Origin of the sequence: Algoriphagus namhaensis (assembly GCF_042649705.1) — a bacterium.
Lineage (GTDB): Bacteria > Bacteroidota > Bacteroidia > Cytophagales > Cyclobacteriaceae > Algoriphagus > Algoriphagus namhaensis.
The window spans coordinates 1,476,101-1,489,260 of the sequence record NZ_JBHRZS010000007.1 but is presented as its reverse complement, the minus strand read 5'-3'; the positions used below and the strand labels follow the sequence as shown (position 1 = coordinate 1,489,260).

Here is a 13,160-nt window from a genome sequence, read left to right as displayed (position 1 = left end):
ATTATTTTTGCGGTAAACTCAAAAAATCGTGAAGAAAAGTCAGTTTTCTCTCCTTTTTATTTCAATTATTTTTTTGCCATTACAGGGGTATTCTCAGGAAAAATTCCAGAAATCAATTACGGTTTCTTATGAATCTGGGCCATTCACAAGTACAGGACAAGATTGGTCTGAAGCACTCAATGAAATCATCGAATTTAGGGCAATAGACGCTAAAATAGGTTGGCAAAGACGCAATCCAAACTACATGGACGACCTGTATCGTAATCCTAATTTCGGATTGGGTTTTACTACTGCATTGCCATATTTTGAAGAAATAGGCAAGCCTATGGCAGTTTATGGCTTTTTTGAATTTCCTTTTGGAAGAAATCTGAAAAACAACCGTTTGCGATTTGGGTATTTTGGTCAGCTAGGCTTAGGATTCAACGCCAATCCCTATGATGAGCAAAATAACCCGCTGAATAATTATCTTGGCTCTAGTGTGAATGGCTATGTACACCTTGGGTTGAACGGAAAGTACAGAATTACTGACCGTCTAGATTTGACCGCTACGCTAGGACTTAAGCATTATTCAAACGGTGCGTCTACTAAACCCAATAAGGGATTGAATATGGTACCAATAGGAATTGGACTAAGCACAAAAATAGGTCGGCCAATTGCCCGAGATGTTGCTCGCCCCATTTATCCAGATTTGGAAAAAAGAGGGTTCTGGAATATTGCCGCCTATTTGGGGCGAAGAAGTTATGAAATTGGGGAGCCGAGCTATTTCAGGGGAGGCTTAGGAGTCAATTATCTTTGGGAAGCCTCGTACAAATATCGTTTGGGTCTTGGGATAGATGTTTTTTATGCAGCCGGTCTTGAAAAAAGATTTCCTGATCAAAGTTTTGGGCTTTTTGATAAAACTTCAATCGCATTAGTCGGGTCTTGGGAATGGAAAATTAGCGATCGTCTGTTTGTACCTATAGCTCTTGGAGTTTATGTTTACAGGACAGATTTGAATCAGGAATTCACTCAGTACTACGAAAGAATAGGTGTTCGATACCGCATCGATGATCAGATTTCTGCAGGCTTTGCTATCAAAGCCCACAAAGCGAAAGCTGATTTTTTTGAATTTACGCTAGGTTATACCATTCCCGGAAAAGTGAAGTATTCTCGCCCTCACAGGACGAAATAATTCCACTAATCACAAAAAATTTTTATTTGACTAGTGCTTGTTTTAGCTTTCGAAAGAAATCTAGACCCTATGACCTTTCCAATCTTTAAAGTGGGAGCAAGTTTTGTACTTGTTTTTTCTTTGGTGCTTTCTTCTTTCGCTCAGTCACTTCCTTCTTCAGAGCTTTATCATCAATTGCTTCGCGTAAAAGAAACCACTAGAGTACTCTATGTTGCAGCGCATCCAGATGATGAAAACACAAGGCTCATTGCCTACCTAAGTAATGAACTAAACCAGGAAGTTGCCTACTTAAGCCTTACCAGAGGAGACGGAGGTCAAAATTTGATAGGAAAACAGCTGGGTATCGGTCTCGGGCAAATTAGAACTCAAGAGCTTCTTAAAGCACGTGAAACCGATGGAGGAAGGCAGTTTTTTACTCGTGCCACGGATTTTGGATATAGCAAAAATCCTGATGAAACCTTGACTAATTGGAGTAAAGAGGAAATTCTAGGCGATGTGGTTTGGGTTATTCGAAATTTTCAGCCGGATATTATCATTACTCGGTTCAATACCATTCCAGGGGTTACCCATGGGCATCATACGACTTCGGCTATTTTAGCTGGTGAGGCCTTTGATTTGGCTGGAGATATGACAGCATATCCGGAGCAGCTTGAGTATGTACAACCTTGGCAGCCAAAACGTATTTTTTGGAATTCTTACAATTTTGGTGGCCGATTTGATCCAGATCCAAATGAGCAATATGACGTCTTTCCAGTTGGGAATTTCAACCCACTTTTAGGAGAAACATACAGTCAGATTGCCGCGGATAGTCGTACCATGCATAAATCTCAAGGTTTTGGAGATACCCCAAATATAGGTCTTGCTGAAGATCATATTCAGTTTTTGAAAGGGGAATCTTTCAAGAATTCTGCTTTTGAAAATGTACCGAATCGATGGGAGACCATTTCTGGAGGTAAAGCTATAGAGGCATTGATCGAGAAAAGTCTGGCATCCTTTGATTTCAAAGAGCCTAGTAAAAATGTATCAGGATTGCTCGAAATAAAGGCTGCTCTTGCAGGAATTGAATCCGATGAAGCTTGGCTTCAGGAGAAGCGTCATTTAGTGGATAAGCTAATTGTCCAATTATTGGGTATAGAAATGGAATTGAATGCCAGGACAGAGCTAGTTTCCAGAGGAGACGAATTGGCCTTTGAATTAATTTTAAATAATCCAAATGCTTCAAAAGTGGAGCAAGTGAATCTTGAGCTCCTGGAGAAGTCGTTTAGTCCTTCGAATAATATTTCCTCAGAAAATTTACCAGTTCGACAAAGCTTTACTATTGAAATACCTCAAGACTATGCTTATTCGCAGCCTTACTGGCTAGTAAATTCTCCGGATGGTGCGATGTATGATGTCCGAGATTTATCCTTGATTGGGAAGCCTTTTAATGCCCCAAATCTTTCAGGAAAAGTGACTTTTGAATTTGTTGGTCAAACATTTCAATTTGATATCCCGGTGATGTACAAATACAATGACAGGGTAAAAGGTGAGGTGCAACAGCCACTTACCGTGATTCCTGAAATAAACTTGAGGCTTTCCAATGAAAATGTTTTTCTCCTTTCTGGAAAGGAACCCGAAATTACGGTTACAGTCAATTTTCAAAACCAGATGACTGATGGTTCACTGTCCTTTGAAGGCATGGATGCGCAAGATTTTAAAATCTTGAACGTTACCGATATTACGGATCAGAAGCAGAGAGTCTTTAAAGTGGCTTTCATTTCCGATAGGTTAAATTCAAGAAAGATCACAGCTCAATATGTGACCTCGGACGGGTCTGTCTTTGACTTGACTACTGAGCGGATCATCTACGACCATATCCCTAATCTCACATACTTTCAGGGAGCAAATTTGAATTTAATCAAGGCTGATTGGGAACTCTCAGGTGCGAAAGTAGGGTATATCCCTGGGGCTGGTGATGATGTCCCACAGGTTTTGGAAGCTTTGGGTTACCAAGTGACCATGATTGGTGATGGTGATTATTCTGTGGAAAATTTCCAGCAGTTCAAAACCATTATTGTAGGAATTAGAGCCTATAATACCAACCAAACTTTAGCCGCTAATCAACAGGTATTGATGGGCTATGTGAGGTCTGGTGGAAATGTCATTGTGCAATACAATACGAGCTCTGGACTTTTGACCAATCAGTTGGGGCCTTATGGCTTTTCGCTAAGTCGGACTCGAGTGGCGGTAGAAGGATCGCCTGTGCAGGCAGATTGGGGGCACCCATTACTCTCTACACCAAATCAGATTGAGTCAAGCGATTTTGATGGATGGGTTCAGGAGAGAGGTTTGTATTTTGTGAGTGATATCTCAGCCGAATATGACACTCCTATTACCATGAATGAGCCGAATGAAGCACCTTCCAAGGGGTCATTGATTTATGCAAAATATGGAGAAGGGACGTTTATTTACTCAGGAATTTCTTTCTTTAGACAATTGCCCGCTGGAGTTGCCGGTGCGACGAAGTTATTTGTAAACATGATCGAACAATAAATTGGAAGAAAAACCCTTCAACTGGAAAAGACTCTATCTCGGCTTGATTTTTAGCTTGTTCTTGATGATCGCTTTGTTTTACTGGTTTATGCAAAGTTATTCATGAGCACTTTAGACTGGATTGTACTCTTTGGGACGCTGGTCCTGATCGCTGGATATGGCGTCTATAAAACTTATGGGCCTAAGAGCCTAGACTCATACCTTAGAGGTAGAAACTCCATGAATTGGTGGACCATAGGCTTGTCCATCATGGCCACTCAAGCTTCGGCTATTACCTTCTTGAGTACCCCTGGACAGGCCTACCAAGATGGGATGCGTTTTATCCAATTTTACTTTGGGCTGCCCATCGCGATGATTATCATTTCTATGGTCTTCATTCCGATGTATTATAAGCTCAAGGTTTATACCGCTTATGAGTATTTGGAAAATCGTTTTGATCTGAAAACAAGAACGCTTGCAGCCCTTCTTTTTATTATTCAGAGAGGATTAGCCGCAGGGATTACTATTTATGCACCCGCCATTATCCTTTCCACTTTGTTGGGTTGGAATCTGACAGTCACAAATGTCTTGATTGGTACAGTGGTGATCGTTTATACTGTTTCTGGAGGGACAGAGGCGGTCTCCATTACGCAAAAACAGCAAATGGCTGTAATGATGGGAGGGATGATTTTAGCGGGTATTATTGTAATTCAAATGCTTCCGATATCCTTTCAAGAAGCACTTCATGTGGCAGGAAAGATGGATAAGCTGAATGTTGTCAATTTGGAGTTTGACCTTGCAGATCGATACAATGTCTGGTCGGGAATGACTGCAGCTGTTTTTCTCTTTCTGTCTTATTTCGGTACGGATCAAAGTCAGGTTCAGCGATATCTTTCCGGGCAGACACTCACACAGAGCCGAATTGGTCTGATCATGAATGGTTTTCTCAAGATTCCAATGCAGTTCATTATTCTGTTCATAGGGGTAATGGTCTTTGTCTTTTACCAATTCTATCAACCGCCTGTAGTCTTTAACACGGTTCAAACCGATAATTTGAGAGCGAGTGAATATGCTGGAGATTTTGCTGAATTAGAAGAGGCATACACAGCTAATTTTGATGAAAGTAAGGCTTCTTATATGGAAATGCTTGCCGCAATCGATGCTAAGGATCAAGTCAAAGAAAACCAAATTAGAGCTGAATTGGGTGAGTTAAAAGCACAACAGACTGAGATCCGAGATGATGTAAAATCTCTGATTTTGCTCAATGACCCACTTGCTGAGACCAGGGATACGGATTATGTATTTATGCGCTTCGTGATGGATAATTTGCCACAAGGCATTATAGGGTTGCTTTTTGCCGTGATTTTTTCTGCGGCCATGTCTTCCACTGCTTCTGAATTGAATGCCTTAGGTTCTACCACCACTGTGGACCTTTACAAAAGGTCTGTGAAAAAAGAAGCTACGGACCAGCACTATTTATTTTCATCCAAACTTTTCACAGCTTTTTGGGGCTTAGGGGCTATTCTCTTTGCGACTTACGCTTCTTTGTTTGAAAATCTGATCCAAGCTGTTAATCTCTTAGGTTCGCTTTTTTACGGAACTATCCTCGGGATTTTTATGGTAGGTTTCTTTATGAAGTGGGTCAAAGGACGCGCAGTCTTTATTGCTGCTTTGCTTTCAGAGGCTCTTATTCTGATTATTCACTTTAGGAATGGAGAGGGGCTTTTTGGCTTCCACTGGGATATTGGATTTCTTTGGTACAATGCCATTGGATGTCTAGCCTTGATGCTCTTTGCAATGATTATTCAAAAGTTTGTCAAAAACTAAAAAAGGCCTCAATCGAGACCTTTTTGCTTATTTAATTGACTTTATCAAGCGTTCATTGAGCCGGACGTAATCCGGGTTGTTTGCTTCTTCTGCCATTTCTTTGGATGTATTTGCTGATGCCAATGCATCCGTATTTTTATTTAGCGCCAGTTCGATTTTAGCTTTCAAGTGCACGGTCCAATACTTTGGATCGCTTTCAACTGACTTTTCAATCCAAGTGTATGCCTGCTTTAGGTCTTTGTCATTATTGTAATAATAGCTCGCAGCGGAATACAGCAAACTTGGGTTTTCGGTCTTAGTATCGATTACCTGCTCCTTAATTTGAGCCATCACGATAGGATCTACTTCTGTGGTAATTTTGAAATCTACGCTGGTGTTTTCCCATTTCATGGAAAGATCGGCGCTATTATCATTCATATTATTAAATGTGATTTCAAAAGTCTCATATTTTTTACTGGTTTTACGAGGCTTCACATTGAATCGTACCACATCGGAATCGGGAGAATAACCCATCGCTCCCCATAAATCTGTGTTGGAAGATAGGATGATAGTCCATTCTGTTTTACCTGGAATGCTGTAAATCGCGTATTTACCAGCTGGTAATTTTTTTCCACCTATTTCTACTTCAGTGGAAAAATCAATGACCGTGGCACCATTAGCTCCGGTTCTCCAAACTTCATCATAAGGGACGAGCGTCCCAAAGATTTTACGGCCCTTCGTGCTTGGTCGGCTGTAATCGACAGTTACATCAGTTAGACCTACTTTTTGAGCAAGACGAGCTGATGGGGAGGCCTGCGGCATTTGAAGCTGCGCAAAAGCTAAGTTGAAACTTGAAACAAGTATCGCTAGGATAATTGGGATGGATTTGATTGAGGTTTTCATATAGTCGGTTAGGTTACTATTGCATTAATTAAGTCAAATTTGATTCATTTTTAAAAATTGACCTAGTATCCCTACGAGAATTTTATGAGATTTGATCCAGTTGATCAAAACAAAATTTAAATCAGCTAATTTTAATTTTATGAGTTTAGCGATTATATGTCCAGGGAAAAATCCTGAGGCATGGATAAAAGTAATTAAGCAGCATAAACCTGAACTTGAAATTCAGGTTTATCCCAATATTTCTGCGCCAGATAAAGTCGAAGTGGCTATGGTTTGGCAGCATCCATCTGGGATACTTTCTGAGTTTAAAAATCTGAAAATGGTCAGTTCGATGGGTGCGGGTGTAGATCATATTTTGACTGACGAATCCATCTCCAAGGATTTGCCCATAGTGCGGATCGTGGATGAAAAGTTGACTTGGTCTATGACCAATTATGTGGTTATGGGGGTGCTAAATTTCCATAGACAGATTGAGCGGTATCGTCAAGACCAGAAAAAGAAAGTCTGGGATATGTCCAATCCTGAAATCCCCGTGAAAGTAGGAGTGATGGGAGTGGGAGCCCTCGGGGGAGATGTAGTGGATAAGCTCCAATATCTTGGTTTCCCGGTGATGGGGTATGGGTTTTCTGAAAAGAAAAATTTGGGATTTCCATACTATTCCAAAAATCAACTTCATGACTTTCTAAAAGAAATCAATGTTTTGGTCTGTCTTTTACCACTGACTGCGGACACTGAAAATATTTTGAATGCAGAACTATTTGAAGCTTGTAATCCAGGAACATTCGTAGTCAATGTAGCACGAGGCAAGCACCTAGTAGACGAAGATTTAATCTCGGCCTTGGACTCTGACCACTTGGCAGGAGCTCTTTTGGACGTTTACCGCAAAGAGCCTTTGCCAAAGGATCACCCTTTTTGGGATCATCCGAAAATTCAGTTTACACCGCACATTGCTAGTGTAACCAATCCAGAAGCTGCTGCACCGCAGGTTGTCGAGAATATTAATAGAATGGAGCAAAATCTCCCATTGCAGAATAGAGTAAATAGAGACAAAGGCTATTAATCTTAAACTATGGAATCAAACTTTCGAATTCTTTGTCCCATCGATTTCTCTGAGTGTTCACTCAATGCACTTGAGTTTGCTACACGGTTGGGGGAGCTTTATAAAGCCCGTTTGATTCTATACCATGTGTTGAACAAATCAGATTATTTGAAGCTCTCTCCGGATGATCCAGAAGGTGTTCATCAGAAAATATTTGTCACTGAAAAGCTTCAAAATCTGCTTGAAGCAGTAAATGAGGAGGCATTGAAGAATGGCTTGGCATCTGCAGAAATTCAAATGGATGAGGGGCAAATAGTGGATACCATAGAGGCTTTTACCAAAAGAGAAAAAGTCGATTTGATAGTGATGGGAACTGAGGGGGTGAACGGAAAGCTATCCAAAACCATGGGCTCTCGGACCAGTAGGCTGGTGGGGGATTCGAAGGTGGACGTTTTGGTGATTCCTAGAACAGCCTATTTTAAAAAATTCAAACTCTTGGCTTACGCACAAGACTATCTCGAGGAGGACAAATTAGCGATCCAAAAAGTGGTGGAAATTGCGTCCTTTTCTCAATCAAGGGTAGAGGTGGTTCATTTTGAAAAGGCAATTAACCTAAGAACAGAATCCTTGCATCTCACCATGCAGGAGGAGCTACGTGCTTTTTGTAAAAGTGATTTGGTAGAATTCAGGCTTCAAGCCGCAGGATCTGATCTTAAGTCAGGTATTGAGGATTATCTTGAAGAAAATAAGATAGACATGCTTTTCACACTGAGCGATGAGCAAGGGATTCTTGATAGGCTCTTGGACCGAAGTCTCTCCAAAAAGCTCGCGAACTCCATCCATACTCCACTTTGGGTAATCAAATCATTTTGAGGATTTGAACATTTTTTTCAGAAAGGCACTAAACTCCGAACGTGTTTTAGGGTCTGTAAGCAGGGACTTGAATACCTGAACGTAATGCGTCATTCCTGACTTTTGCTCTGAATTGCTATTAGCGTTTTTAAGTTGGCTAGCCGTTGATTTTGGAATCTCAGGTTTTGGGTCGTCAGCTTCTCGCTTTTTGCTTAGCTTTTCCGGATCGTACCCCACCAGATCATCTGCTTTTTTAAAACTTCGCTTCGCTTGCTGCTGATAGCCAAGTTTATCTTCCACTATCCCTCGATTATTGTAGGAAATGGCATCCTCAGGGTCTAGCTCTATGGCCAAGGTATAGTCTGCAATGGAGCCTTCCAAATCGCCAATTCTTTCTTTGAAAAAGGCCCTACTGCTGTACCGGTAAGGATTTTTAGGGTCCAGATTTACAGCTCTATCAAATTCAGCAAGCGCTTCTTCGTTTCGCTTCAAAAGGTGTAATACCACAGCCCGGTCGCTCATCCAGTCTGTATTGTATGGCTCCATAGTGGTAATAATATCAAAATCCGCCAAGGCCTCTTGCGTTTTTCCCAATCGAGAGAGCACTCGTCCTCGGAAGAGATGATATTCGGCTTCTCCTTCCTTTTGATCGATGAGCTGATTGAAGATGACTAGCGCTTCTTCAAATTTCCCCGCTTTATATTCTTCTATTCCTTTTTCGAAAGTCATTTTCCTTTTCTTTTCCTTAAATACAAAATTAAGACTGGAATAGTTTAAGCCATAAAGTTTGATTCCTTTTTGCCTAGATTTAATCGGGGCTATTATCTTTAAGTCATATTCTAAAAGCGCTCATGAATCAAAATCCTCAAGATGTAATTAAAGACCTCAAAGCCAATAAGTTTGCGCCTGTTTACTTTTTGGAAGGGGAGGAATCTTATTTCATCGACTATATCACCAAGTACATTGAGCAGAATGCGATTCCGGAAGCAGAGCGAGGATTTAATCAGGTGGTGCTCTATGGGAAAGATAGCAACATGGGCCAAATCCTGAACAATGCCAGGAAATTCCCCATGATGGCGGAGCGGCAACTTGTGGTCGTAAAAGAGGCTCAGTACCTAGCAGACATTAATAAGGAAGAGTCTCAAAAACTGCTGATTGGCTATCTGCAAAATCCATTACCCAGTACGATTTTGGTTTTTGCACATAAGGGTAAAAAACTGAACGGGCGTTATGCTTTGGCTAAGGAGGTAAAAAAGCGGGCAGTTTATGTGGAGTCGAAAAAAATCTCTGATTACAAGCTATCAGAGTGGATTCAGGACTATTTCAAATCCCTAGAGCACGACATTGATTTTAAAGCGGTACAGCTCTTGGCTGATTCCATTGGAAATAATTTGGATGTGATTACCAATGAAATTGATAAAATGATCATCAATTTCAAGGAGCCAACCAAAATAACCACAAGCCATGTCGCTCAATATGTGGGTATCAATAAAGAGTACAATAATTTTGAATTAATGCGAGCTATTGGCTACCGAGATGTGGTGAAAGCTAATAAGATTGCCAACTATTTTGTGCAAAACCCAAAGGCTCATCCCGTAATTCCGATTTTTTCTTTACTCTATAATTATTTCATGCGGATTGCTTTGGTTCAGAATTCCAAGAATGCCTCTGATACGCAATTGGCTGGGGAATTGGGTGTTCCTCCCTTTGCAGTGAAAGAATATAGATCTGCATCCAACAACTATAAGTTAGGCAAGGTAATTGATGTATTTGGATACCTCAAAGAGGCTGACCTTCGTTACAAAGGAGTTGACTCCGTAAGTATGAGCGAAAGTGATATTCTCCGCGAGTTGCTATTTAAAATTTTGCATTGATTAGCTAAGCCACTCTATGAAAATCTATCTGGTGCTGTTTTTTTCGGGACTACTTTGCTCGAATCTATTTGCCCAATCCACACGCTATCAAACTAGCACCCAAAGAAACCTTGACCATTCGCTAGACCTTTTTGACAAGGAACTTTTTTCCGCATCACTTTACGACCACTCTAAGGTCATCTCTTCTAGCAATACCTATGATCAAAAATATGCTGCAGAGTTGCATCGGGCCATTTCGGCATTGGAACTGGAGAGTCCTGATGGTGCTGGCTTGATGAAGTCCTATATTTTGGACAATCCTAATCACCCTTCGGTGGCCACTGCAGGACTTTATTTAGGGGATCATTTTTTCTATAAAAGAGATTATGCGCAGGCCTTGGAGGGCTATGGTCTTGTGGCTCCCAATGGTTTAAGTGATGAAATGAAGGCTGATTTGTATTTCAAGCAGGGGTATGCTCACTTTCAGCTAAAGAACTATACACAAGCCGCCCCCTTTTTTGATCAAGCCAAAACGCTCAATCAGCCTATAAGTGCAGATGCCTATTATTATAGTGGGTTTATTGCGATGCAAAATGGCAATATTTCAAAGGCCATCTCCGATCTAGAAATTGCTTCCAAAAGCCCACAATACAGCGGGAAAACACCTTATTTGCTTGCAGCTTTGTACTATCAGCAAGGTTCCTATGAGCAGTTAATTTCTTTTGCAGAGCCAAAGCTTGCTTCTGGTGCTGCTTTAGACCGAAAGGAAGTGATTCACCTCTATTTGGCTGAGGCTTATTTTGCTAAAAAGGACTTTGCAAAGGCTGCTGAAAATTACGATGCATTTATTAATTCCAGGAAGGGAGAACTTTCCCGTGAGGAAGTATACAAAGGTGGAATCGCTCAATTCGAAATTGAAAACTATGCGAGAGCCACAGATTATCTCAAAGTATCGGCAAATGGAGAAGATGCCATTTCTCAGTCCTCGAGTTACTATTTGGGGCAGGCTTATGTGAAGCTAGAGAATTACCCTTTTGCCTCAACGAGTTTTAATTCTGCATCGAGGTTGGATTTCAATCAGGAAATGAAAGAAGAGTCTTTGGTGAATTATGCCAAGGTAAACCTTCAAAACGGAAGCTTCCAATTGGGGATTACCGCTTTGGATGAATATTTGGAGGATTATCCCAATGGACTTTATCGCTCTCAAGCGGAAAGCCTGCTTTCTGAAGCTTTGGTGAATACGAGTGATTATTTGCGAGCATTGGAGCAAATGGAGCGAATTTCAAATAAGTCGCCACGAATTAAAGAAGCGTATCAAAAAGTGGCTTTTTACCAAGCCATGAATTATTACCGAGACAAAAAATATAATCCCTCATTGGCTTATCTAGAGAAGTCTTTAACCTATCCTGTAGATTCTGAACTTGTGCTCGCTGCACGATTTTGGGAAGGGGAGGTGCATTCGGCAAAAGGAGACCTAGCAGCTGCTATTAAAGCCTATGAAGCCCTAAGAAAAACTAATCCTCCGAAAAATCATCCATACTTAATCAAAACGCATTATGGTTTGGGATATGCATACTACAATTCCCAGCAGTATCCTCGTGCAGAGCAGCAATTTAAGCTCTATACTGATTATCTAAGGAGTCAACAGCAGAAAGAATATTACGATGATGCCTTACTGCGTTTAGGCGATTGTTATTATGTTCAAAAGCGTTTTTCTGAAGCAGAAGCCACTTTCTTAAGAGCAATAACTGAATCCAATTCTGGAATTGACTATGCCTATTATCGATTGGCAGTGGTGCAAAATTTCCAATCAAAAAATGCTGATGCTTTATATCAGCTGGATCGTTTGATCTCTGGATATCCAAATAGTTTGTACTTCGAAGATGCCTTATTTCAAAAAGGTCAAATCAATATGGAGGAGACCAATTATCAGTCAGCGATCAGTGAGTTTTCAGAATTGATAAGGGAAAAACCGAATAGTCCATTTATGCCATATGCTTTAGAAGGCCGTGCTGTGGCAAATTTTTCTCTTCAAAATTATGATCAGACTGTGGCTGATTATCAGCGGATTTTGACCAATTATCCTAATGCTGAAAATTCAGAAACCGCTTTAAAAGGATTACAGGAAACCCTGGCACTACAGGGTCGTTCGGGAGAATTTGGAGATTATTTGCAATCCTACAAATCTTCGAATCCTGGAAGCGGAAGTATTCAAACCTTGGAGTTTGAGGCTGCAAAATCCATGTATTTTGACAAGAACTTCTCCAAGGCTATTCCTGCTTTTGAAAATTATTTGAGAAGTTATCCAAGTTCCGCGCAGAAGACAGACGCCATCTATTTCTTGGGTGATAGTTACTTCCAAAACGGACAAGTTGACCAAGCTTTGGCCCAGTTTAGGCTTTTGGAACAAGAACAAGCATCCCCACAACGCCTTAAAGCAATGCAACGGATTGGGGCAATAGAATTGGATCGTGAAAACTACGCGGCGGCCATTCCATATCTGGATATGGCTGCTAAGAATGCTCGAAATAAAATAGAAGAGGCCGAAGCGATCCAGGGATTGATGGAGGCGTACTATGCCACCAAGGACTACAACGAGGCAAGTTCGACTGCGGATCAATTGCTCACTTTGGACGGAATCCTTCCTGAAAGCACTCCAACAGCACTTTTGGTGAAAGCCAAATCTCAAAAAGCCATGAATCAGCGAGCGGAGTCAGAAACTACTTTGATGAGTCTAGTGAATGAATATAAGACCATTCAAGGTGCAGAGGGATTGTACCTGCTAGCCCTCTCATTTCAGGAAAAGGAGAGCTATGAACAATCGAATGAAACCATCTTTGACTTCTCCTCACCATTCGCTGACTTTGACTATTGGTATGGACGAATGTTCCTTTTGCTAGCTGATAATTATCAGAAAACGGGAGAAACCTTCCAGGCGAAGGCCACTCTGGAATCCATCGTGGAAAAATCTATCAATGAAGAAATCATAGCCATGGCTCAGGCACAACTGAATAACTTGAATTGA

The 13,160-nt window shown here is 41.0% G+C and carries 9 protein-coding genes; 7 read left to right on the top strand and 2 right to left on the bottom strand.

Annotated elements, in window-relative coordinates; translation table 11 throughout:
* Nucleotides 1-28 precede the first annotated feature (28 nt).
* From ACFOSV_RS14865 to ACFOSV_RS14855, 3 genes are all read left to right on the top strand, one after another.
* Nucleotides 29-1,171, top strand: coding sequence for an acyloxyacyl hydrolase (locus tag ACFOSV_RS14865; protein WP_377906818.1), 1,143 nt, complete (start codon nucleotides 29-31; stop codon nucleotides 1,169-1,171).
* A 69-nt stretch (nucleotides 1,172-1,240) separates the two neighbouring features.
* Nucleotides 1,241-3,703 (top strand): PIG-L family deacetylase, encoded by a 2,463-nt coding sequence (locus ACFOSV_RS14860; protein ID WP_377906817.1) that lies wholly within the window; start codon nucleotides 1,241-1,243, stop codon nucleotides 3,701-3,703.
* Nucleotides 3,704-3,805: 102 nt separating this feature from the next.
* The gene (locus ACFOSV_RS14855; RefSeq protein WP_377906816.1) at nucleotides 3,806-5,509 is read left to right on the top strand and encodes a sodium:solute symporter; all 1,704 of its coding nucleotides are present in this window, start codon (nucleotides 3,806-3,808) and stop codon (nucleotides 5,507-5,509) included.
* A gap of 27 nt (nucleotides 5,510-5,536) precedes the next feature.
* On the opposite strand, the gene ACFOSV_RS14850 is transcribed toward ACFOSV_RS14855, so the two are convergent.
* Nucleotides 5,537-6,391 carry a DUF2911 domain-containing protein gene (locus ACFOSV_RS14850; RefSeq protein ID WP_377906815.1) on the bottom strand — a complete coding sequence of 285 codons (855 nt, stop codon included), beginning with the start codon at nucleotides 6,389-6,391 and terminating at the stop codon, nucleotides 5,537-5,539.
* A gap of 139 nt (nucleotides 6,392-6,530) precedes the next feature.
* Between ACFOSV_RS14850 and ACFOSV_RS14845 the strand changes: the two genes are divergently transcribed.
* On the top strand, nucleotides 6,531-7,451 hold the full coding sequence (locus ACFOSV_RS14845) for a 2-hydroxyacid dehydrogenase (protein ID WP_377906814.1): 921 nt from the start codon (nucleotides 6,531-6,533) through the stop codon (nucleotides 7,449-7,451).
* 9 nt (nucleotides 7,452-7,460) lie between these two features.
* Entirely contained in the window at nucleotides 7,461-8,303 is an 843-nt protein-coding gene (locus ACFOSV_RS14840) for a universal stress protein (protein WP_377906813.1), read from the top strand.
* Here the strand turns inward: ACFOSV_RS14840 and ACFOSV_RS14835 are convergent.
* Nucleotides 8,295-9,011: a tetratricopeptide repeat protein gene (locus ACFOSV_RS14835; protein WP_377906812.1), complete on the bottom strand. Its 717-nt coding sequence runs from the start codon at nucleotides 9,009-9,011 to the stop codon at nucleotides 8,295-8,297. The two genes, ACFOSV_RS14840 and ACFOSV_RS14835, sit on opposite strands and share 9 nt — an antisense overlap.
* Nucleotides 9,012-9,133: 122 nt before the next feature.
* On the opposite strand from ACFOSV_RS14835, the gene holA reads away from it, so the two are divergent.
* Together holA and ACFOSV_RS14825 are read left to right on the top strand one after the other, a co-directional pair.
* Entirely contained in the window at nucleotides 9,134-10,156 is a 1,023-nt protein-coding gene (gene holA / locus ACFOSV_RS14830; RefSeq protein ID WP_377906811.1) for a DNA polymerase III subunit delta, read from the top strand.
* A 16-nt stretch (nucleotides 10,157-10,172) separates the two neighbouring features.
* Nucleotides 10,173-13,160, top strand: a complete 2,988-nt coding sequence (locus ACFOSV_RS14825) for a tetratricopeptide repeat protein (RefSeq protein ID WP_377906810.1) — start codon at nucleotides 10,173-10,175, stop codon at nucleotides 13,158-13,160.

Coding starts and splice junctions, on each gene's coding strand:
- ACFOSV_RS14860 (WP_377906817.1), top strand. CDS start 1,241: ATGACCTTTCCAATCTTTAAAGTGGGAGCAAGTTTTGTACTTGTTTTT.
- ACFOSV_RS14855 (WP_377906816.1), top strand. CDS start 3,806: ATGAGCACTTTAGACTGGATTGTACTCTTTGGGACGCTGGTCCTGATC.
- ACFOSV_RS14850 (WP_377906815.1), bottom strand. CDS start 6,391: ATGAAAACCTCAATCAAATCCATCCCAATTATCCTAGCGATACTTGTT.
- ACFOSV_RS14845 (WP_377906814.1), top strand. CDS start 6,531: ATGAGTTTAGCGATTATATGTCCAGGGAAAAATCCTGAGGCATGGATA.
- ACFOSV_RS14840 (WP_377906813.1), top strand. CDS start 7,461: ATGGAATCAAACTTTCGAATTCTTTGTCCCATCGATTTCTCTGAGTGT.
- ACFOSV_RS14835 (WP_377906812.1), bottom strand. CDS start 9,011: ATGACTTTCGAAAAAGGAATAGAAGAATATAAAGCGGGGAAATTTGAA.
- holA (WP_377906811.1), top strand. CDS start 9,134: ATGAATCAAAATCCTCAAGATGTAATTAAAGACCTCAAAGCCAATAAG.
- ACFOSV_RS14825 (WP_377906810.1), top strand. CDS start 10,173: ATGAAAATCTATCTGGTGCTGTTTTTTTCGGGACTACTTTGCTCGAAT.